Below are 20623 nucleotides of genomic sequence, written 5' to 3' on the forward strand. Positions count from 1 at the left end.
AACGCGCATGGAAGCTCAAGTGCCGGCTGCATCGGTGTCACAACGCCCATGGTCTCCATCGCCCGACGCCGGAGACATCGTCAAGGGCATCCACGCCATGCTGCACCCGCTCAACATCGTGCTGGTGGGCGCAACCGACAAGCCCGGCAATTACGCCGAACGCATCTGGAATAACCTGGTCAAGTACGGCTACGAGGGCGGCCTCTATCCGGTCAACGCCAAGCGCGAGACCATCTGGGGGGTCCCCTGCTTCAAGGACTTTGCGAGCCTCCCTGAAAAGCCCGATCACGTTCTGGTGCTGGTGCCGGCGCGCTTTGCCGTGCAGGTGATCCGCGACGCCGCAGCGGCCGGCGCGCGGTCGGCCACCATCGTCACCTCCGGCTTCAGCGAGTTGCAGGACGAGGAAAGCCAGAAGCTCGCCGCCGAATTGCAGACGGCCGTGCGCGAGACAGGACTTGCGGTCACGGGCCCGAACTGCCTCGGCAATCTCAGCGCCGGCGAGAAGCTCTTCACCAATATCGACGACCGTGTCGTGACCATGGAACAGGGCGCGGTGGCCATCGCCGGGCAGTCCGGCGCCATCGTCATGGCGATTCGTCAGGCGCTGGAAGATCGGGGTGTCGGTGTCGGCTATATGGTAACGACCGGCAACGAGGCCGGACTCGAGACGCCGGACCTGATGCGCTATTTCGCCGAGGATCCGAGCATCAAGGTGATCGTCGTCTACCTCGAGGGCGTGCGCAACACCAAGGCGTTCCGCGATGCCTGCAAGGCGGCGCGCGCCGCGAGCAAGCCCGTGATCGCGCTCAAGCTCGGCGCCTCCGAGGGCGGCCGTGCTGCGGCGATGGCACACACCGGCGCGCTCGCGGGCTCGATCGAGACGTTCGACGCCGTTGCGACGCGCGAAGGGGTGATCCGGGTCGGCGGGCTCGACGAGCTGATAGAGACCACCGAATGCTTCGTTCACGCGGCGGTGCCCAAAGGCAACCGCCTCGCCGCCGTTACGCTGTCGGGGGGCAAGCGCGGCATGCTGCTCGATGCCTTCTACAAGGAAGGCCTGAACTTCGCGCCGCTTAGCCCGCATGTCGGCTCCGAACTGGCCAAAATGCTCGGACCGGGCTCGATCGTCGGCAATCCGCTCGATGCCGGCTTTGCCGCGGTGGTCGATCCCTCCGTTTACATGAAGTCGATCAAGCTGATGATCGACGACCCCGATATCGACATCGTCATCGTCGATGCCGAGCTACCCAAGGCGCCGCATGAGCTGCGCGAACGCAATCTACGCATCGTCGACGAGATGGCGCGCGAGGGCGGCAAGCCGGTGATCTACATCAGCGCGATGTCCATCGGCTTCACCGAGTTCACCAAAACCTTGCGCAAATCGCTGCCGCATCTCGCGGTGATGCAGGGCATGGACCGGGCGGTGACCGCGATCAAATCGCTGCTCGACTACGCCAAGCTGCGCAAGGAGGTGCCCGATATCGTCTCGAGCTCGAAGCCTGCCGCGCGCGCCGTGCTGGAGAAGGCGCTCAAATCGGCGAGCGGCGCCGCGCTCGACGAGGTCGCCTCGAAGAAGCTCCTGAAGGCCTATGGCATCCCGATCTCGAAGGAGGCGATCGCTCAGACGGCGGCGGAGGCGGTGAAGATCGCCAAGCAGATCGGCTTTCCGGTCGTAGCAAAAGTCGTCAGCGCGGAGATCCTGCACAAATCGGACATCGGCGGCGTGGTGTTGAACCTGAATAGTCCGGCCGAGGTGAAGAAGGCGTTCGCCGACATCACGGCACGGGTCGCGAAGCTGAAGGGTAAACCCAGGCTCGACGGCATCCTGATCGCGCAGCAGGTCAAGGCCGAGCTCGAGCTCGTGGTCGGCGCCTCGCTGGATGCCGAGATGGGGCCTGTCGTGCTGTTCGGCACCGGCGGCATCGACATCGAGCTGATGAAAGACGTTGCGCTCGCCGGCGCGCCCTTGGACGAGGCCGAGGCCCGGCTCCTGATCGGCCGGACCAAGGCCGGAATCAAGATGCGCGGCTATCGCGGCAAGCCGGCCCTGCACGAAGCCTCCGCGGTGAGGGCGCTGGTCGGCTTGTCCAATTTGATCGCGGATGCCGGCGACCGGATCGCCTCGATCGACATCAACCCGTTCCTGATCAACGCCAAGACGGGCGTCGCCGTCGATGCCCTGATCGTGCTGAACAATGCTGCGGCAAAGCGCGCGGCAGGACATTGAGGCGCCGTAGCCCGTAGGGCGGATTAGCGCCAGCGCAATCCGCCAGCTTGCACGGCTAGAGGCGAGAACGGCGGGTTACGCTTCGCTAACCCGCCCTACGTAACATCGCGGGCTCCTTCCAACTTCCCTGCTTTGGCCGTAAAACCTTCCCGTATGGCACGTGCGAGCAATCTGGTGATCGGAACGGCGACGCTGGCGGTGATCGCCGTGGCGTTCGGCGGCGTGCTCGGCGTGCAGAAATGGCGCACCATCCAGAGCCGCAGCCAGCTGCGCGTGGTGTTCGAGGGCGGGTCCGCCAGCGGCCTGCGCCGCGGCGGGCCGGTCAATTTCGACGGTGTCCCGGCAGGCCAGATCCTGTCGATCAAGCTGGATAGCCCGCGCAGAATCGTGGCGCTGGTGATGCTCGACAACACCGCGCCGATCCGCAAGGACACCGTGGCTGGCATCGAGTTCCAGGGCCTCACCGGCGTCGCCGCGATCTCCCTGATCGGAGGCGCTCCCTCCGCGCCACCGGTGCCGCTGGACTCGGACGGCGTCCCTGTCCTGACTGCCGATCTCAGCGACGCAGAATCCATCGTCGAGACGCTCCATAGCGTCGACCGCACGATCGTCAGCAATGCTCCCGCCATCAAGGAAGGCCTGCGCACGTTCGAGGATTACACCGCCGATCTCCGCAGCAAGGGCAGCGAGATCGATTCCGTCATGGCCAAGGTCGACAGCGCCTTCGCGGGCTTCGACAAGGCGGTCACGAAGATCGAGGGCGTGGTGCCCGGCTTCGTCGACGGCAAGGCCGACGAGCTGTTCGAGAAGATCAAGGGACTGCACGAGCTTGCCAACACCATGAAGAAGAAGTCGGCCGGCTATCTCGAGGACATCCGCCGCTCGCTGCTCGACGTCAGCGAAGCCGCCAACAAGATGAGCGGGATATCGACGCCTGCCGCGGCCCCGCGCCCACCGCGCAAGCCTCCGCAGCCGAAGCGATAGATCCCTACCAAGCGTAGCGGACGACGCCCTTGCCGGCGTAGGAGCGGGAGACGTTCGAGAACTCGCCTTCGAAGGTCGCCGACGCAGACCAGCCGTTCATCCAGTTCATCTGCACCGCCGCCGTGGTCAGCGCGGAATCGCGCGCCTGGGCGGCACCGTTCACGACGAACGCCGATCCCGGCAACGTTTGGAAGACCGCGCCGACGATGCGATCCGGATCGTAGTCATGCGCCCAGGCGACGCGGCCGCGCAGGGTCATCAGGCCGCCGGCTGCGGCGAATGACTTGTCCGCGCGCAGGCCGAGCTCGGTGCGGGTGCTGGTCACGTCCTTGGCGGCATAGTTCAGCGCGAAGACATTGCTGCCGACCACCGCGAACTCCGAGTAGCTAGGAAGGCTGAACATGGTGGCCTGCACCGCCGCATAGGGCGTGAGGCCGATCCACTGCGAGGCATGGCGATAGCCGCCCTCGATACGGCCCGACAGCGCGTTGGCGTTGAACTGCGCACGCAACTGATCGACGCCGGCAGCGGTGACGATGCGGTTTGTCGTGACGTCCTGCCAGCCGTAGGCCAGCGCGGCCGTCACATAGGCAGGCCCCGCCGTGTGACGAACGAAGGCGCCGGCCTGGAACAGGTCGGAGCGGCCCCAGCCGAGCCCGTTGACGTTGAAGCCGGTGCCGCCGCCCGCAAGTGCAAACCCGGCGATCGTCGACGGCGAGAAGCGGTAATCGAGGCCGACGGCGGTGCCATAGACGCTGCTGCTGGTGGTGTTGGAGCCGAGGCCGGTGTTGCCGTCGGTGGTCTGCGACCCGCCATAGCCGGCCGCCCACACGTCCCAGCGCTGCTCGAACGTCGCAACCGGTGCTTTGCGGTAGATCGAAGCGAAGGCATCGCGCGTGGTCTTGTCGCGAGCGTTCCTGCCAGTTGCGGCATAGGCATTCGCGCTCGCGTCGTCCGCATACGGAGTCGCGCCGGGTGCACCGCTGCGCCCCGTGCCGAACACGTCCGTCAGCAGACTGATGAACAGGTTCATCGCGTTGAAGGTCGTCTGCTGCGAGCCGGTGCCCGATTCGCCGGAAGCCTGTGTGAGGCCGGCCGGCGAGAGATTGGCGAGCGCCACGGGAAGGCCGCCGGCGCGGTTGAAATAGTCCGTCAGCACATTGGCGACGTTCTGTTGATTGATGTTGAGGCCGCCGCCATAGCCGAGCGCGAGATCAAGGTCGACATTGTTGAGGCCATAGCTCAGCGTCGCATGCAGGTTCGGCGATAGCCCCGCGACCACGGGATTGAACGCATCGGGCAGCGTCCCCGCGCTGAGGATCGTGTAGTGCTTCGCGATCGATCCGGTCGGAACCACGACGACGGTGGCGCCGCCAAGCGTCGCCGTGCCCGCGACGACCGCCAGGCCGTTGCTCGCGCCCGAGACCTGCACCATGTAGCTCGACGCGCTCGTGAACGAGAGGTCGCCGGACACGGTGAGCGTCCCGGTCGGATTGCCTGGCGCCAGTGTGCCGCCATTCACGGTGATCGTGCTGACCGTGCCGACGCCACCGAAGGTACCGCCGGTGGCGACGGACACGGTGCCGTTGATGGTGCCGGCGAGCATCAGCGTGCCGCCGAGCACGTTCCAGTCCTGATTGCCGGTGCCGGTCACGGTCCAGGTCGAGCTGTCTACCTTGTTGAAGGTCGAGAACCCGTCGTACTGGAGGCCAACGCCGATCAGGTCGAGATTGAACGTATCCTTGCCGGTGCCGCCGAGCTGGAAGGTGTCGGTTCCGGATGCCAGAACCTGGCCGTTGATGACGCTACCGGGGCCGAGGGTGAGCGTGTTGCTGCCGCATCCGCAGAAATCGATCGCGATGGCACCGGCCGCGCCGGCATCGATGGTGCCGGAGTTGAAGACGCTACCGCCGCCACTCAGCATGATACCCGTGCCGTTGGCGCCGACGGTGATGGTGCCGGTGTTGACGATCTGGTTGGTCGTGCTGAAGGAGCTGACGTCGATACCGACACCGGCGTCGCCGACGGTGATCTTGCCCGTGTTGGTGACGATGTTGGAATCGCCGACAACGAAGATGCCTTCGACAAAGTCGGCGCCCGTGATCTGCCCGCTGTTGGTTATCGTTGAGGACGAGCCGGTATAGGCGATGGCCACCCCGCCCAGCCCGACATTGATCGCGCCGCTTTGGCTGATCGTGGCCCGGTCACCCTGCAACGAAATGCCGGCCGTCCCGCTGCCCCCGACCGTGATCGTGCCGCCGTTGGTGACTTTCGAGTCGTCGCCCAGCACGGCGATGCCGACGCCAAAATCTCCGGCCGTGATCGTGCCGAGATTGCTGACAGTCTGGAAGTCGCCTTGCAGGAAGATGCCGGCGGCGTTCTGCCCGACCGTGATCGTGCCGGTGGCGGTGTTGGTGATCGTGTTGTTGTCACTGATCGCCAGAATGCCGCCGGAGAATCCGGCGGAATCGCCGACCGTGATCGCGCCGGCATTGGTGATGATTGCACTGCCGAACGCAAAAATGCCGCTTGCACCGTCGCCGCCCGTGATCGTGCCGGTCGCAGAGTTGGTGATCGTGTTGTTCTGGCCGGCGAAGACGCCCGCACCTGACCCGCCGACCGCCAGCGCACCGCCGTTGGTGACGGTGTTGCTGTCACCGACCGAGATCGCAGCGCCGCTGTCGCCCGTCGTGATCGTTCCGGCATTGGTGATGACGTTGTGATCGATCGCCTGGATGCCGAGTCCGTTGTCGAGCACCGTGATGGTGCTGTTGTTGATCACGGTGTTGGAATTTCCAACGGCAATGCCGGTGAGGCCCGAGCCTGCCGACACGGTGCCGTTGTTGGTGACGGTGCTGAAATCGTTGACGCCGATCGAGACCGCGCCGTTGTCGTTCACCGCTGCGCCTGAGAGCACGTTGACATTGAGAGCATCGACGCCGGCCCCGGCCTGAAAGCCGTCGGTATCGGTGCCGCTACAGGTGACGGTCTGGCCGCTCGTGGCCGGATCTGGTGTGCAAGTCGCCTTCGCCGGCGATGCGCACAGGCTGAATCCCAAAACGAACGCAGATGCGCCGACGAGCAACGCGGCACCGCGCCGGCGCAGTCGATCCTGCCGCCTCGATAGCCCCTCGCCCCTCACGTTACGCCCTCGCTTCCCCGCCAGTTCCGCGGGAACTTAGGCCATGAGAAGGCTCCGTAGAACTACGGCGCCATCGGAATGCGTCCGTTTGACCCACAACCGAGGCAGAATCCGGCGGTCATGTTGCAACCGGGACACGGTTTGCAGGGCCAAATTCCCATTTGGCGCATGAAGCCGGGTCGCAATGGCTCAGTAATTGGTGGCCGCCGCTTCATTCGGGATGCCGTCGATCGGGCATTCCGCGGTCCCTGGCGTCGCGCGGGTCATCGCCTCGACCATGTCCCGCGTGCCTTCGGGATCCTTGATCCAGTTCTTGTAGAAATCATACGGGCATGCCGCAACTCCGCGCGGGCTGTCGCCGGAATTGATCATGCCGGTGTAGCCGCGGTGGACCAGCTTGTAGAGATGGTTCTGCGACTGGCCGTTGCGGCGCGCGTCGCGGATCAGGTGTTTCGAGAGCTGCGCGTACTGGATGCCGTAATCCTCCTCGCCGCATTCACCGAGCGTGCGGCCGTCGAAGCCGATGATCGCGGAGTGGCCGAAATAGGAATAGACGCCGTCGAAGCCGGCGGCGTTGGCGACCGCGACATAGACGTTATTGGCCCACGCCATAGCCTTGGAAATCATGACCTGCTGCTCCTTGGCCGGATACATGTAGCCCTGGCAGCGCACGATCAATTCCGCGCCCTTCATGGCGCAGTCACGCCAGATCTCCGGATAATTGCCGTCGTCGCAGATGATCAGGCTGACCTTGAGACCTTTCGGGCCTTCGGACACATAGGTGCAATTGCCGGGATACCAGCCTTCGATCGGTACCCATGGCATGATCTTGCGGTACTTCTGCACGATCTCGCCCTTGTCGTTCATCAGGATCAGGGTGTTGTAAGGGGCCTTGTGCGGATGCTCCTCGTGGCGCTCGCCGGTTAGCGAGAACACGCCCCACACTTTCGCCTTGCGGCAAGCCTCGGCGAAGATGGCCGTCTCTTCACCTGGCACCGAGCACGCCGTCTCGTACATCTCCTTGGAGTCGTACATGATGCCTTGCGTGGAATATTCCGGGAAGATCACGAGGTCCATGCCGGGTAGACCGACCTTCATGCCCACCAGCATGTCTGCAATCTTGCGGGCGTTGTCGAGCACCTCTGCCTTGGTGTGCAAGCGGGGCATCTTGTAATTGACGACCGCGACGCCGACCGTATCGTTGCTGCTGGAAATGTCGCCGTGAAGCATTTTGAGCGCTCCTGTCTTTTGTCTGTTTGAGGTCTTCGCTAGTGGCTGATCATCCAGGGCCGCGCGGTCGGAAAGCCCTTGGCGCCGCTCTTGGTCTTGGTCACCAGCCGTGCCGGTTTCTTGCTGTCCGCCGAGCCCTTGTCCTTGACTGTCTTTCCCGAGGAGCAACAGCCACAGCCAGGGCCGTGCGAGGCCTTGTATTGCGCCAGGGTCTGCGGCGCATGCGAGCTGCGCTCGTTGACGGCGTGGGCCTTGCGCCTGTCCGCCGGCATGCAGAAGAAATTCGGCGCGGTCAGGATCACCCGCGGCGCCATGGTCTCGCAATGCGGGCAGCTTTGCGGATCGTCGCATTCGGCCATCGGGCGGAGGTCCTTGAACGGACCGCAATCGTCACAGAGATATTCGTAGACCGGCATTGTTGATTCCTAGGCATTTAGTGACCGCATGTGCGGAGACAGCCCTTCACCCCAACCCTCTCCCCGCAAGAACGGGGAGAGGGAGCACAGGCATCATTTGTCCGGCGAGATCGGCATCTGGATGTCGCCGGTGATGTGCTTGATGGGCCCGGCCGCCGACGGCATCACGTCGAAGTCGAAGATTTCCGTCGGCAGCCATAGCGTGGCGCAGGCGTTGGGTACGTCGACCACGCCGGAGATGTGGCCCTGGCACGGCGCGGTGCCGAGGATCGAATAGGCCTGGGCGCCGGAATAGCCGAACTTCTTCAGATACTCGATCGCGTTGAGGCAGGCCTGACGGTAGGCGATGTGGACGTCGAGATAGTGCTGCTTGCCGGCCTCGTCGACCGAGATGCCTTCGAAGATCAGATAGTCCTTGTAGTTCGGCGTGATCGGCGACGGCTTGAAGATCGGGTTCTTGATACCGTATTTCGACATACCGTCCTTGATCACCTCGACCTTCAGGTGCAGCCAGCCGGCCATCTCGATGGCGCCGCAGAAGGTGATCTCGCCGTCGCCCTGGCTGAAGTGAAGATCGCCCATCGACAGACCGGCGCCGGGCACATAGACCGGGAAGTAGATCTTCGAGCCGCGCGAGAGATCCTTGATGTCGCAATTGCCGCCATGCTCGCGCGGCGGCACGGTGCGCGCGCCTTCGGCGCCGATCTTGGCCTTGACGTCGCCCTTGGCACGGCCGCCATGGGCAGTCGGCGCGAACGGCGGGTTGGCGAGCCCAGGCACACGGGTCGGGTTGGTCGAGATCAATTCGGCCTCGCGCTTGTTCCAGGTCTCCAGCATCTTGGGATCGGGCAGACAGCCGATCAGTCCGGGATGGATGAGACCCGCGAAGTTCACGCCGGGCACGTGGCGGGAGGAGGTGTAGAGGCCCTTGATGTCCCAGATCGACTTCTGCGCCAGCGGGAAATGGTCGGTCAGGAAGCCGCCGCCGTTCTGCTTGGAGAAGAAGCCGTTGAAGCCCCACAGGCTCTCCTTGAGCGGACCGACGTCGAGCAGATCGACCACCAGCAGGTCGCCGGGCTCGGCGCCTTTGACGCCGATCGGACCGGACAGGAAGTGGACGATCGACAGGTCGATGTCGCGCACGTCGTCGGCGGAATCGTTGTTCTTGATGAAGCCGCCGGTCCAATCATAGGTCTCGATGATGAAATCGTCGCCGGGATTGACCCAGGCCACGATCGGGATGTCGGGGTGCCAGCGGTTATGCACCATGTCGTTTTCATAGGCCGACTTGGTGAGATCGACCTTGATCAGTGTCTCTGGCATCGAGATGCTCCCCTTTGACTACGGTTGGTTAGACGGACAGATATTTCGAGACCTGCGCGGCATCGACGGCGTCGCGCGGATCGTCACGCACGATCTCGCCGTTCTCGATCACCAGCACACGGTCGGCGATGTCGAGCGCGAAGCTCAGCACCTGCTCGGACACGACGATCGAGAGGCCCTTCTCGTCACGGATGCGCTTCAGGGTGCGCGCCATCTCCTTGATGATCGACGGCTGGATGCCTTCGGTCGGCTCATCCAGCAGCAGGACTTTCGGCTTGGTCGCGAGCGCTCGTGCGATGGCGAGCTGCTGCTGCTGGCCGCCGGAAAGATTGCCGCCGCGACGGCCTTTCATTTCCAGCAGCACCGGGAACAATTCGTAGATGTCGCCCGGCACCTCGGAGCCACCGGAGACGACGAGGCCGGTTTCGATGTTCTCCTTCACCGTCATGGTGGAGAAGATCATGCGGCCTTGCGGGACGTAGGCGAGGCCCTTGGCGACGCGCTCAAAGCTCTTGAGGCTGCCGAGCTCGGCGCCGTCCATGGTCACCGAGCCGCTTTTGGCGGGCAGGATGCCCATCAACGACTTCATCAGCGTGGTCTTGCCCATGCCGTTGCGGCCCATGATCGCGACGATCTCGTTCGGCGCGACCTTGACGTTGAGCCCGTGCAGCACCTCGCTCTGGCCGTAGGCGACGTGCAAATCGGAAATTGCCAGCATCGATACGCTCCTAGGCTCGATATGTTTTCTTCCTTCTCCCCTTGTGGGAGAAGGTGGCGCGGACGAAGTCCGCGACGGATGAGGGGTCTTCATCCGCGAATGCGAGGAGCAGTTTCTCTCGCGGAGAGATACCCCTCACCCGGATCGCCTGCGCGATCCGACCTCTCCCACGAGGGGAGAGGTGCACCGGCGTTGCCGCAACAGGCTCGCTCGACGTCATGCCTCAGTGCCCCAGGTAGACTTCAACGACCTTGGGATCGTTCTTCACCTTCTCCATGGTCCCCTCGGAGAGGATCTGGCCCTGGTGCAGCACGGTCACCTTGTGCGCGATGTCCTCGACGAACTTCATGTCGTGCTCGATCACCAGCACCGAGCGGTTCTTGATGATGCGGTTGAGCAATTCGGCGGTCTTGGCGCGCTCGGACACGCTCATGCCGGCGACGGGCTCGTCGAGCATCAGCAGGTCCGGATCCTGGATCAGCAACATGCCGATCTCGAGCCACTGCTTCTGGCCATGGCTGAGCTCGTCGGCATAGGTGTTGAGCTTGTCCTTGAGGAAAATCATCTCGGCGACCTCCTCGACCCGGTCCTTCACCGGCTGGTCGCGCTGGAAGGTCAGCGAGCCGAACACGGTGCGCCCGCGCGGAAACGAGATCTCGAGGTTCTCGAACACGGTGAGATCCTCGAACACCGACGGCGTCTGAAACTTGCGCCCGACGCCGGTCTGCACGATCTCGTTCTCCCTCATCTTCGTGAGCTCCTTGCCACGAAACTGAATCGAGCCTGAGGTCGCCTTGGTCTTGCCGCAGATCAGGTCGAGCACGGTGGTCTTGCCGGCGCCGTTGGGACCGATGATGACGCGGATCTCGTTCTCTTCGACGTAGAAGGAGAGGTCGTTGACCGCCTTGAACCCGTCGAACGAAACGGTCAGTCCGGAGACCGCGAGCAGAAATTCCTTGGGCTGATGACCGATGAGCATGATCTATCTCCTCACTGCCGGCGTGGCATCGACATCGTGATGACCGATGAGCACGATGTCCTCCTCACTCTGCCGGCGCGCCGTCGGCGACCGAATTGTCGTTCCAGCCCGGCTTCGCCTTCCGCGAGGCGAACAGCCGATCGATGCGCGGCTGCACGTAGTCGGCCCAGAGCCCGGACAGACCGTTCGGGAAGGCGAGCACGACCGCGATGAACAGCGCTCCGAGACCGAACAGCCAGAGTTGCGGGAAGGATTCGGACAGGCTGGTCTTGGCGAAATTCACCAGGATGGCCCCCCATATCGCGCCGAAGATCGACATCCGCCCGCCGACCGCGGTGTAGATCACCATCTCGATCGACGGCACGATGCCGACAAAGGACGGCGACATGAAACCGACATTGAGTGCGAACATGGCACCGCCGATCGCGGCGAAGACCGAGGCCATGCAGAAGGCAAAGATCTTGAAGTTGGCGACGCTGTAGCCGGAGAAGCGGACACGGTCCTCCTGTTCGCGCATCGCCACCAGGATGCGGCCGAGCTTGGTCAGCCGGATGAACTGTGCGATGCCGATGCAGGCGAACAGCAGCACCACCTCGACGAAGTACAGGATGATCTTGGCGTGGTCGGGCCGGATGTCCCAACCCTTCAGCGTGCGCAGGTCGGTCATGCCGTTGATGCCGCCGGTATAGCCCTGTTGACCGACGATCAGGATGGTGAGGATGGCGGCCACCGCCTGGGTGATGATCGCGAAATAGGTGCCGCCAACACGACGCTTGAACATCGCTGTCCCGATGATCAGCGCGAACAGGCCGGGGACCAGGATGATGGCGAGGATGGTGAAGGTCAGGCTGTGGAACGGCTGCCAGAACAGCGGCAGTGACGTGATCTGATTCCAGTCCATGAAATCGGGGATGCCGGGTGTCGACTGGATCTTGGTGTTCTCGACACTCGATGCCTCGAGCTTGAGGAACATCGCCATGCAATAGCCGCCCAGACCGAAGAACACGCCCTGCCCCAGGCTCAAGATGCCGCCATAGCCCCAGCACAGCACGAGGCCGAGTGCGACAAAGGCGTAAGTCAGGTACTTCGCGACCAGATTGAGGCGGAAGACATCGAGCGTCAGCGGCAGGATCACGAACAGCACGGCGGCGAGCGCAATGAAGCCCATGAGTTCGGATCGATTGAAGAAGCGTGAGTTAATGACCATGGCTTGCCTGCTTCTCGTTATTTGCGAACCTTGAGGGCGAAGAGACCCTGCGGCCGCAGCATCAGGATGCCGACGACGGCGAGCAGCGTGAGTACCTTGGCCATCGAACCCGACATGAAGAATTCGAGCGTCGATTGCGTCTGCGAGATCGAGAACGCGGAGGCGATGGTACCGAGCAGGCTGGCGGCGCCGCCGAACACGACGACCAGGAACGTATCGACGATGTAGAGCTGTCCCGAGGTCGGCCCGGTCGAACCGATCATGGTGAAGGCGCTGCCGGCGATGCCGGCGATGCCGCAACCGAGGCCGAAAGTATAGCGATCGACCTTCTCGGTATTGATGCCGACGGCGCCCGCCATGATACGGTTCTGCACCACGGCACGGACCTGGCGGCCCCAGCGCGACAGGTAGAGAACGTAGGCGACAGAGATCGTGATCAGCACGGTGAGGCACATCACGAAGACGCCGTTGATCGGCACTTCGATACTGTCGCTGACGTGCAGCGAACCGAGCATCCATTGCGGCAGCTCGACGCCGACTTCTCGTGCGCCGAACACGGAGCGATAGGCCTGCTGCAGCATCAGGCTGAGGCCCCAGGTGGCCAGCAGCGTATCGAGCGGACGCTTGTACAGATGCCGTATCAGCACCCATTCCACCAGCATGCCCAACGCACCTGACGCGACGAAGGCCAGGATCATCGCGAGGAAGAAGTAGCCGCTGAACAGGCTCGGCAAATAGGCCTGGAAGAGATTGGACGTCATCCAGGTGACGTAGGCCCCCAGGATCATGAACTCGCCATGGGCCATGTTGATGACGCCCATCTGCCCGAAGATGATCGCAAGCCCGAGCGCCATCAGGACGTAGACCGAAAACAGGATCAGTCCTGCGAAACCCTGCATGACGAAGATCGAGCCGAGATCACCAAGCGAGTAGTCGCCGAACATCGATGTCCTCCGTCGGGGATAAGGGTCCCGCGTCGCGATGCAGAGTCGCGACGCGGGGTCTTGCGGCGTGGACTTGCGATCCACGCCAGGGAGCGGTTTTGGCTTTTGGGAAACTGCGGCGGAGGCCGCGGCTTACTGATAGCCCTTCGGGAACGGATCCGGCTCGACGAGATCGGCGGTCTCGTAGATCAGCTCGAACTGACCATCGAGCTTGGCGCGGCCTACGCGGGTCTTCGACCACAAATGATGATTCTCGTGGATGCGCACGTAGCCTTCCGGAGCCCCCTTGAACTCGACGCCCGGCGAGGCCGCCGCAATCTTGTCGACGTCGAAGGAGCCGGCCTTCTCGACCGTCAACTTCCAGAGCCACGGGCCGAGATAGGCAGCCTGGGTGACGTCTCCGATGACGGTCTTCTCGCCCCACATCTTCTTGAACGCCGGCACGAAGGCCTTGTTGTTCGGATTGTCGAGCGACTGGAAGTACTTCATGCAGGCATAGGCGCCCGCGATATTCTCGCCGCCGATGCCGTCGATTTCGTCTTCGGTCACCGAGATCGTCAGCAGCGCTTGCTTGGAAAGGTCGATGCCGGCGGCCTTGAGCTGCTTGTAGAAGGCGACGTTGGAGCCGCCGACGACGTCGGTGAAAATGACGTCCGGCTTGGTCAGCTTGATCTTGTTGATGACCGAGTTGAACTGGGTGTTGCCGAGCGGATAATATTCCTCGCCGACGACCTTACCCTTCAGCACGTTCTCGACGTGCTTGCGCGCGATCTTGTTCGAGGTGCGGGGCCAGATGTAGTCGGAGCCGATGAAGAAGAACGATTTTGCGCCCTTCTCCTTGGCGATCCAGTTCAGGCCGGCGAGGATCTGCTGGGTCGCTTCCTGGCCGGTGTAGATGACGTTCTTGGACTGCTCGAGGCCTTCGTAGAAGGTCGGGTAGTAGAGCATGCCGTTATACTGCTCCATGACCGGGAGCACCGCCTTGCGGGAGGCCGAGGTCCAGCAACCCATGATCGCCGCGACCTTGTCGTTGACGAGCAGCTTCTTGGCCTTTTCCGCAAAGGTCGGCCAATCGCTTGCGCCGTCTTCCTGGATGAACTTGATCTTGCGCCCGAGAACGCCGCCGGCGGCGTTGATCTGCTCGATGGCGAGCTTTTCAGCTTCGATCGAGCCCGTCTCGGAGATCGCCATGGTGCCGGTCGCCGAGTGCAGGATTCCGACCGTCACCTCGGTGTCGGTGACGGCAAGGCCCGTGGTGTTGACCGCCGAGGTCGCCGGGGCCTGGGCAAAGGACGCCCGCGGCAGCATCGTCATGGCCGGCACGGCGGCCATTCCCATCAATAATTTGCGCCGAAGCGGCGATAACAGGCCCTTTTTTCCTTCGTCCGACATGAGCACCCCACTTTTGTTCGAGAACACGCGATTGGTGCCGTGAGGATGGCTCGGATCTGGGCGGCGGAAGCATACGCAAGATCGCGTATATTGCACCGCAAAATGCCGACGTAGGCTTTTGGTACGGAAATTGCGAGGGCTCCGGGTCCGTATCGGGAGTGGGGTAGAGCGTGGCAGGGCGGCAGCGAATAGACCGCGTCAGGCGCCAGTACAATCAGTGGGTCGCCAACCAGACGTTGGAAGACTACGCGCTGCGCTTCACGGCCAAGAGCGCGCGCCGCTGGTCCGCCGCCAGAGTGGCCAACACCGCGCTGGGCGCGATCTCGTTCCTGGCGATGGAAGCGATCGGCGGTACCATCACCCTGAACTATGGCGTCACCAATGCGACCGCCGCCATCCTCGTGGTCTCGACGATCATCTTCTGCTGTGGCGTGCCCATCGCCTATTACGCCGCCAAGTGCGGCATCGACATCGACCTGCTCACGCGCGGCGCGGGCTTCGGCTACATCGGCTCGACCGTCACCTCGCTGATCTACGCGTCCTTCACCTTCATCTTCTTTGCGATCGAAGCCGTGATCCTGGCGTCCGCGCTCGAGATGTGTTTCGGGATTCCGCGGCCAATCGGCTATCTCATCAGCGCCGTCGTCATCATCCCGCTGGTGGCTTATGGCATCACGCTGATCAGCCGCTTCCAACTATGGACGCAACCGCTGTGGATCGTGCTCCACATCATTCCGTTCGCGGCGATCGCCTGGCACAACCCGCATTCCTTCACGGAATGGCGCAAATTTGCGGGCGAGCACGGCGACCTCAACGGCCAATTCGATCTGCTGCTGTTCGGCGTTGCGGCCTCGGTGGTGTTTTCCCTGGTGGCGCAGATCGGCGAGCAGGTCGATTTCCTGCGATTTTTACCGCGCGACCGCCGCGCATCCAGGGCCTCCTGGTGGGTGGCGCTGATGAGCGCAGGGCCGGGCTGGATCGTGCTCGGCGCGCTAAAACTCCTGGCGGGTTCGTTCCTCGCCTTCTTCGCCCTCAGCCACGGGGTACCGCCCGAGGAAGCCGCCGAGCCGGCCCACATGTATCTCGAAGCGTTCCGCTATGTGCTGTCGCAGCCCGATCTTGCGCTGGCCCTGACCGGCACGTTCGTGATCCTGTCGCAAGTCAAGATCAACGTCACCAATGCCTATGCCGGCTCGATCGCCTGGTCGAACTTCTTCTCGCGGCTGACCCACAGCCATCCCGGCCGCGTCGTCTGGCTGGTTTTCAATGTCATCGTGGCGCTGCTGTTGATGGAGATCGGCGTCTACAAGGCCCTGGAGCAGACGCTGGCTCTGTATTCGAACGTTGCGATCGCCTGGGTCGGTGCGCTGGTCGCCGATCTCGTCGTCAACAAGCCGCTTGGCTTGCGGCCGCAGCAGATCGAGTTCAAGCGGGCGCATCTCTACGACGTCAATCCGGTCGGCGTGGGCGCCATGACGATCGCGACAATCGTCTCAATCAGCGCCTTTTACGGCCTGTTCGGGCCTAGTGCGAAGGCGCTGTCAGCCTTCATAGCGCTTGCGGCCGCCTTCATCACCGCACCGCTGATCGCCTGGGCCACAGGCGGCAAGTACTACATCGCACGCAAGCCGAAACGGAGCTGGCAGAACATCGAGGCGATCCAGTGCTGCATTTGCGAGCACGCGTTCGAGCCGGAGGATATGGCCTCCTGCCCGGCTTACGCCGGGCCGATCTGCTCCTTGTGCTGTTCGCTCGACGCCCGCTGCCACGATCTCTGCAAGCCGCACGCCCGGATCCAGGCGCAGGTGTCGGAGACGCTGGGCAAGCTGATGCCGCAGCCGATCTACGCGCGGATCAACTCGCAGCTCGGCCAGTATATCGGCGTTTTCGTGGTCTCCGCCGGCCTCGTCGCGCTGGTGCTTGGCCTGATCTATCTGCAGACCTCGGCGAGCGTGCATGGCGAGAACATGCTGGTTTCCGACGTGCTGTGGAAGGTGTTCTTCTCGCTCAGCATCATCATCGGCGTGGTGGCCTGGCTGTTCGTGCTGGCGCAGCAGAGCCGCCGCGCGGCCGAAGCCGAGACACGGCGGCAGACCACGCTGCTGATCCAGGAGATCGACGCCCACAAGCGCACCGATGCCGAGCTCCAGCGCGCCAAGGAAGTCGCCGAATCCGCCAACCTCGCCAAGAGCCGCTATGTGGTGGGCCTGAGCCACGAGCTACGCTCGCCGCTGAATGCGATCAGCGGCTATGCGCAGCTGCTGGAGCAGGACGCGACGCTGAGCACCAAGCCGCGCGACCAGGTCCGCGTCGTCCGCCGCAGCGCCGACCACCTTTCCGGCCTGATCGACGGCATTCTGGACATCTCCAAGATCGAGGCGGGGCGGCTGTATCTGTCGCGCGACGAGGTGCGGCTCAGCGAATTCCTCGACCAGCTCGTCGGCATGTTCCGCCTGCAGGCCGCCGCCAAGGGCATCGACTTCGTGTTCCGGCGGCCGCCACACCTGCCGCTGGTGGTCTATGCCGACGAGAAGCGGCTGCGCCAGGTGCTGATCAACCTGCTCTCCAACGCGATCAAGTTCACCCAGACCGGCAGCGTGCAGTTCGTCGTGCATTATCGCAGCCCCGTTGCCGAGTTCGAAGTGATCGACACTGGCCCAGGCATCCAGGGCGGCGATCTCGAGCGCATTTTCGCGCCCTTTGAGCGCGGCGCGCTCGGCGTCTCGCAGCCGCAGACCGGCACGGGACTCGGCCTGACCATCAGCCGCCTGCTGGCCGGGGTCATGGGCGGCGATATCAAGGTGACGAGCACGGTCGGCGCCGGCTCGACGTTCAAGGTCAAGATCCTGCTGTCCGAGGTCACAAATCCGCAGCGTATCGCGCCGATTGAGGCCCCGGTCTCCGGGTATCACGGCGCGCGCAAGACCATCCTCATCACCGATGACGATCCGGTTCACCGCGACCTCCTGCGCGAGGTGCTGACGCCGCTCGGTTTCATCCTGCTCAGTGCTCCCGACGGTCCCGGCTGCCTCGCGCTGGCGCAGCATTGCCGGCCCGATTTGTTCCTGCTCGACATCTCGATGCCGGCCATGGACGGCTGGGCCGTGGCGGAGGCGTTGCGCACGAGCGGCCACCGCCAGGCGCGCATCCTGATGGTGTCGGCGAGCGCGCTGGAAGCTCACGGCACGCCGCTGGCGCAGCCCTTCCACGACGGCTACCTGATGAAGCCGATCGACATCCCCCGGCTCCTGGAGGCAATCCGCCAGCTGCTCAAGATCGAATGGCAATACGGCTCGGACGAGGTCGCGGTGTCGTTCTGGCGCCCCGAAAGCGGGTCGAGGCCGCCGGCGCGGCATATCGAGGCGCTGATCGGGCTCGGCCAGATCGGCTACGTCAGGGGTATCCAGTTGAAGCTGGACGAGATCGGCAACGAGCATCCGGAGCATGCCGACTTCGTCGCGCAGATGCGGTCCCTGGTGGACCGCTTCGATCTCGAGCAGTACATGGCCACATTGAAGACATTGCATGCGCATGAGCATTGAACCAAAGAAGCGCGACGTCGCGCTGGTTGTCGATGACTCTCCGGAGACGCTGCGGCTACTGACCGACGCGCTTGACGGCGCCGGCATGACGGTGATGGTGGCGCTCGATGGCGCGGCCGCGATGCGCATCGTCGACCAGATCACGCCGGATATCGTGCTGCTCGATGCCGTGATGCCCGGCATCGATGGCTTCGAGACCTGCCGCCGGCTGAAGCGCGATGCGGACCTTGCCAATGTCCCGGTCATCTTCATGACGGGCCTTGCCGAAACCGAGCACATCGTGCGCGGGCTCGAGGCCGGCGGCGTCGACTACGTGACCAAGCCGATCGTGATCGAGGAGATGCTGGCGCGTATTCGCGTCCATCTCGGCAATGCCCGGCTGACGCAGAGCGCGCGCGCCGCGCTCGACGTCTCCGGCCGCTTCCTGTTCGCAGTGAACCGCCAGGGCAATTTGCTATGGGCGACGCCGCAGGCGCAGAAGCTGATGTCCGATCATCAGGGCGCACGGGCCGACGACTTCGTCCTGTCGCCGACGCTGCTGCAATGGCTGGAGCAGGCCAAGACCAAGGGTAGTTCGAAATCCCAGGCGACCTCGTTACCAGACAATCCGCAACTCCGGCTCTATTATATGGGCGAGACGGCGCCGAACGAGTTTCTGCTGCGGCTCTCCAGGGACTCCGGCACCGCGCTGCCGCCCGAATTCACCAGCGAGCTCGGCCTCACCACCCGGGAGGGCGAGGTGCTGGCCTGGCTCAGCAAGGGCAAGACCAACCGCGACATCGCGCAGATCCTGGGCCTCAGCCCGCGCACGGTCGACAAGCACCTGGAGCAGATCTACGCCAAGCTCGGCGTGGAGAACCGAACGGCAGCCGCCGCGATCGCGGCGAATGCGACGCGAAGGAATTCGTGAGCGGGGTGAGGACGATTGTCCTCACCCATACACGAACGCCTTGTCGTCCAGATCCGTCTTCGGAATCTCGTCCTTCTCGGTCCAGTAATCCTGGCTGTGCTGCCATTCCGGCTTGTCGCCACGCTTGGGCAACAGGTTCATGTTGCGCATCATGTAGCCAGGATTGAAGTTCTCGGGATCGATCCAGGGCAGGATCGGCATGTTGTGGTCTTCGGGGCGAAGTTTCACCTCGACCTTCTTCTTGCCGTTGGCCTTCATATGACCAAGCAGCCGGCAGACGAAATCGGCAACGAGGTCGACGCGCAGCGTCCAGCTCGCGCGGAAATAGCCGAACACCCAGACCATGTTCGGTACGCCCGTGAACATCATGCCGCGATAGGTGACGGTGTCGCCGAAGGCGAGCGGCTTGCCGTCGATCTCGAAGGCGATGTCGCCGAGCGCCGCGAGATTGAAGCCCGTTGCCGTGACGATGACGTCGGCTTCCAGCAGCTTGCCCGATTTGAGCTGGATGCCGTTCTCGACGAAGCACTCGATCTCGTCGGTGACAACCGAGGCCTTGCCGCTGGCGATGCCCTTGAACAAATCGGCATCCGGCACGAATGCGATGCGCTGCCGCCACGGCCGGTAGGTCGGCGTGAAGTGCGTCTCGACGTCGTAATCGGGACCGAGCACGGCGCTGATCTGGCCGATCAGCTCCTTCTTCACCTGCTCGGGCTTGGACACGCAGAGCTTCGTGAAGGCATCCTGCTCGAACAGGATCTTGCGGCGGACGATCTCGTGGATCCAGGCCTCGTCGACCTGGAGCCGGCGCAATTCCTCGGCAATCTCGATGGCGTTGCGCCCCAAGCGGAAATAAGTCGGCGAACGCTGCAACATGGTGACATGCGCGCATTTGTCCGCAATGTTCGGCACCAGCGTCGCCGCGGTGGCGCCCGAGCCGATCACGACGACCTTCTTGTTTTCGAGATCGATATCATCGGGCCAGGTCTGGGGATGGACGATGCGCCCCTTGAAGCGGTCCATGCCCTTCCATTCCGGCGTGTAGCCTTCCGAATGGCGGTAATAGCCCTGGCACATCCAGAGGAAATTCGCGGTGAACGTCTTTGCTTCGCCAGTGTCGGTCGTCACCGCCTCGATGGTCCAGAGGTTCTGCTCGCTCGACCAGCTCGCGGAATTGATCTTGTGCTTGTAGCGAATGTGCTTCGCGATGTCGTTGTCCTCGATCACCTCGTTCATGTAGGTGAGGATTTCCTCGGCGGTCGCGATCGGCGGACCAACCCAGGGCTTGAAGCTGTAGCCAAACGTATGAAGATCGCTGTCCGAACGAATTCCGGGATAACGGTGCGTGGTCCAGGTTCCGCCGAACGTCGCCTGGGTTTCCAGGATCACGTAGCTGGTGCCCGGAAGCTGCTTGTCGATGTGATAGGCGCTGCCGATGCCGGAGATGCCGGCGCCGACGATCAGCACGTCGAAATGTTCAGAGGCCTGCTTGGTCGTGGCGTGACTGCGAACGGCGACATTCATTGTTGCTTCTATGCCTTGCTTGTTTTGGTGGCCGCCCTTGACTGGGCGACGCGTTTCCTCCGCAGCGGGCATGATCACCCGCCGC

General features: G+C 63.4%; 14 protein-coding genes. 4 read left to right on the top strand and 10 right to left on the bottom strand.

The features are described 5' to 3' along the window. The first annotated feature begins 7 nt into the window (after positions 1–7). Together AC0WRY_RS33560 and AC0WRY_RS33565 are read left to right on the top strand one after the other, a co-directional pair. On the top strand, positions 8–2227 hold the full coding sequence (locus AC0WRY_RS33560; protein WP_194404988.1) for an acetate--CoA ligase family protein: 2220 nt from the start codon (positions 8–10) through the stop codon (positions 2225–2227). Positions 2228–2380: 153 nt separating this feature from the next. Beyond that, positions 2381–3211 carry an MlaD family protein gene (locus tag AC0WRY_RS33565; protein WP_194404989.1) on the top strand — a complete coding sequence of 277 codons (831 nt, stop codon included), beginning with the start codon at positions 2381–2383 and terminating at the stop codon, positions 3209–3211. A 4-nt stretch (positions 3212–3215) separates the two neighbouring features. Here the strand turns inward: AC0WRY_RS33565 and AC0WRY_RS33570 are convergent, their stop codons facing one another. From AC0WRY_RS33570 to urtA, 9 genes are all read right to left on the bottom strand, one after another. Beyond that, complete coding sequence (locus AC0WRY_RS33570; RefSeq protein ID WP_194404990.1) at positions 3216–6353, bottom strand: autotransporter outer membrane beta-barrel domain-containing protein; 3138 nt, start codon at positions 6351–6353, stop codon at positions 3216–3218. Positions 6354–6542: 189 nt separating this feature from the next. Continuing rightward, the gene (locus AC0WRY_RS33575) at positions 6543–7583 is read right to left on the bottom strand and encodes an aliphatic amidase (RefSeq protein ID WP_194404991.1); all 1041 of its coding nucleotides are present in this window, start codon (positions 7581–7583) and stop codon (positions 6543–6545) included. A gap of 38 nt (positions 7584–7621) precedes the next feature. Further along, positions 7622–7999 (bottom strand): FmdB family zinc ribbon protein, encoded by a 378-nt coding sequence (locus AC0WRY_RS33580; RefSeq protein ID WP_194404992.1) that lies wholly within the window; start codon positions 7997–7999, stop codon positions 7622–7624. Between the two features lie 93 nt (positions 8000–8092). Beyond that, the gene (fmdA, locus tag AC0WRY_RS33585) at positions 8093–9322 is read right to left on the bottom strand and encodes a formamidase (protein ID WP_157285379.1); all 1230 of its coding nucleotides are present in this window, start codon (positions 9320–9322) and stop codon (positions 8093–8095) included. Between the two features lie 28 nt (positions 9323–9350). After that, the gene (urtE, locus tag AC0WRY_RS33590; RefSeq protein WP_028133834.1) at positions 9351–10040 is read right to left on the bottom strand and encodes an urea ABC transporter ATP-binding subunit UrtE; all 690 of its coding nucleotides are present in this window, start codon (positions 10038–10040) and stop codon (positions 9351–9353) included. A gap of 223 nt (positions 10041–10263) precedes the next feature. After that, the gene (gene urtD, locus AC0WRY_RS33595; protein ID WP_194404993.1) at positions 10264–11019 is read right to left on the bottom strand and encodes an urea ABC transporter ATP-binding protein UrtD; all 756 of its coding nucleotides are present in this window, start codon (positions 11017–11019) and stop codon (positions 10264–10266) included. A gap of 64 nt (positions 11020–11083) precedes the next feature. Then, a complete protein-coding gene (gene urtC / locus AC0WRY_RS33600; RefSeq protein ID WP_194404994.1) occupies positions 11084–12226 on the bottom strand; it encodes an urea ABC transporter permease subunit UrtC in 1143 nt (380 codons plus the stop codon). Between the two features lie 17 nt (positions 12227–12243). Next, positions 12244–13170 (bottom strand): urea ABC transporter permease subunit UrtB, encoded by a 927-nt coding sequence (gene urtB, locus AC0WRY_RS33605; protein ID WP_194404995.1) that lies wholly within the window; start codon positions 13168–13170, stop codon positions 12244–12246. A gap of 132 nt (positions 13171–13302) precedes the next feature. Next, positions 13303–14562, bottom strand: a complete 1260-nt coding sequence (urtA, locus tag AC0WRY_RS33610) for an urea ABC transporter substrate-binding protein (RefSeq protein WP_194404996.1) — start codon at positions 14560–14562, stop codon at positions 13303–13305. Positions 14563–14732: 170 nt separating this feature from the next. Here urtA and AC0WRY_RS33615 point away from each other — a divergent pair, with 170 nt between their 5' ends. Both AC0WRY_RS33615 and AC0WRY_RS33620 read left to right on the top strand, forming a co-directional pair. Then, complete coding sequence (locus AC0WRY_RS33615) at positions 14733–18104, top strand: hybrid sensor histidine kinase/response regulator (RefSeq protein WP_194404997.1); 3372 nt, start codon at positions 14733–14735, stop codon at positions 18102–18104. Beyond that, positions 18088–19014: a response regulator gene (locus tag AC0WRY_RS33620; protein ID WP_194404998.1), complete on the top strand. Its 927-nt coding sequence runs from the start codon at positions 18088–18090 to the stop codon at positions 19012–19014. Before AC0WRY_RS33615 ends, AC0WRY_RS33620 begins: the two co-directional genes overlap by 17 nt. Positions 19015–19035: 21 nt before the next feature. Here the strand turns inward: AC0WRY_RS33620 and AC0WRY_RS33625 are convergent, their stop codons facing one another. Further along, positions 19036–20538: a flavin-containing monooxygenase gene (locus tag AC0WRY_RS33625; protein ID WP_491122476.1), complete on the bottom strand. Its 1503-nt coding sequence runs from the start codon at positions 20536–20538 to the stop codon at positions 19036–19038. Between the last annotated feature and the right edge of the window lie 85 nt (positions 20539–20623).

It is taken from the genome of Bradyrhizobium sp. T-12, assembly GCF_058314695.1.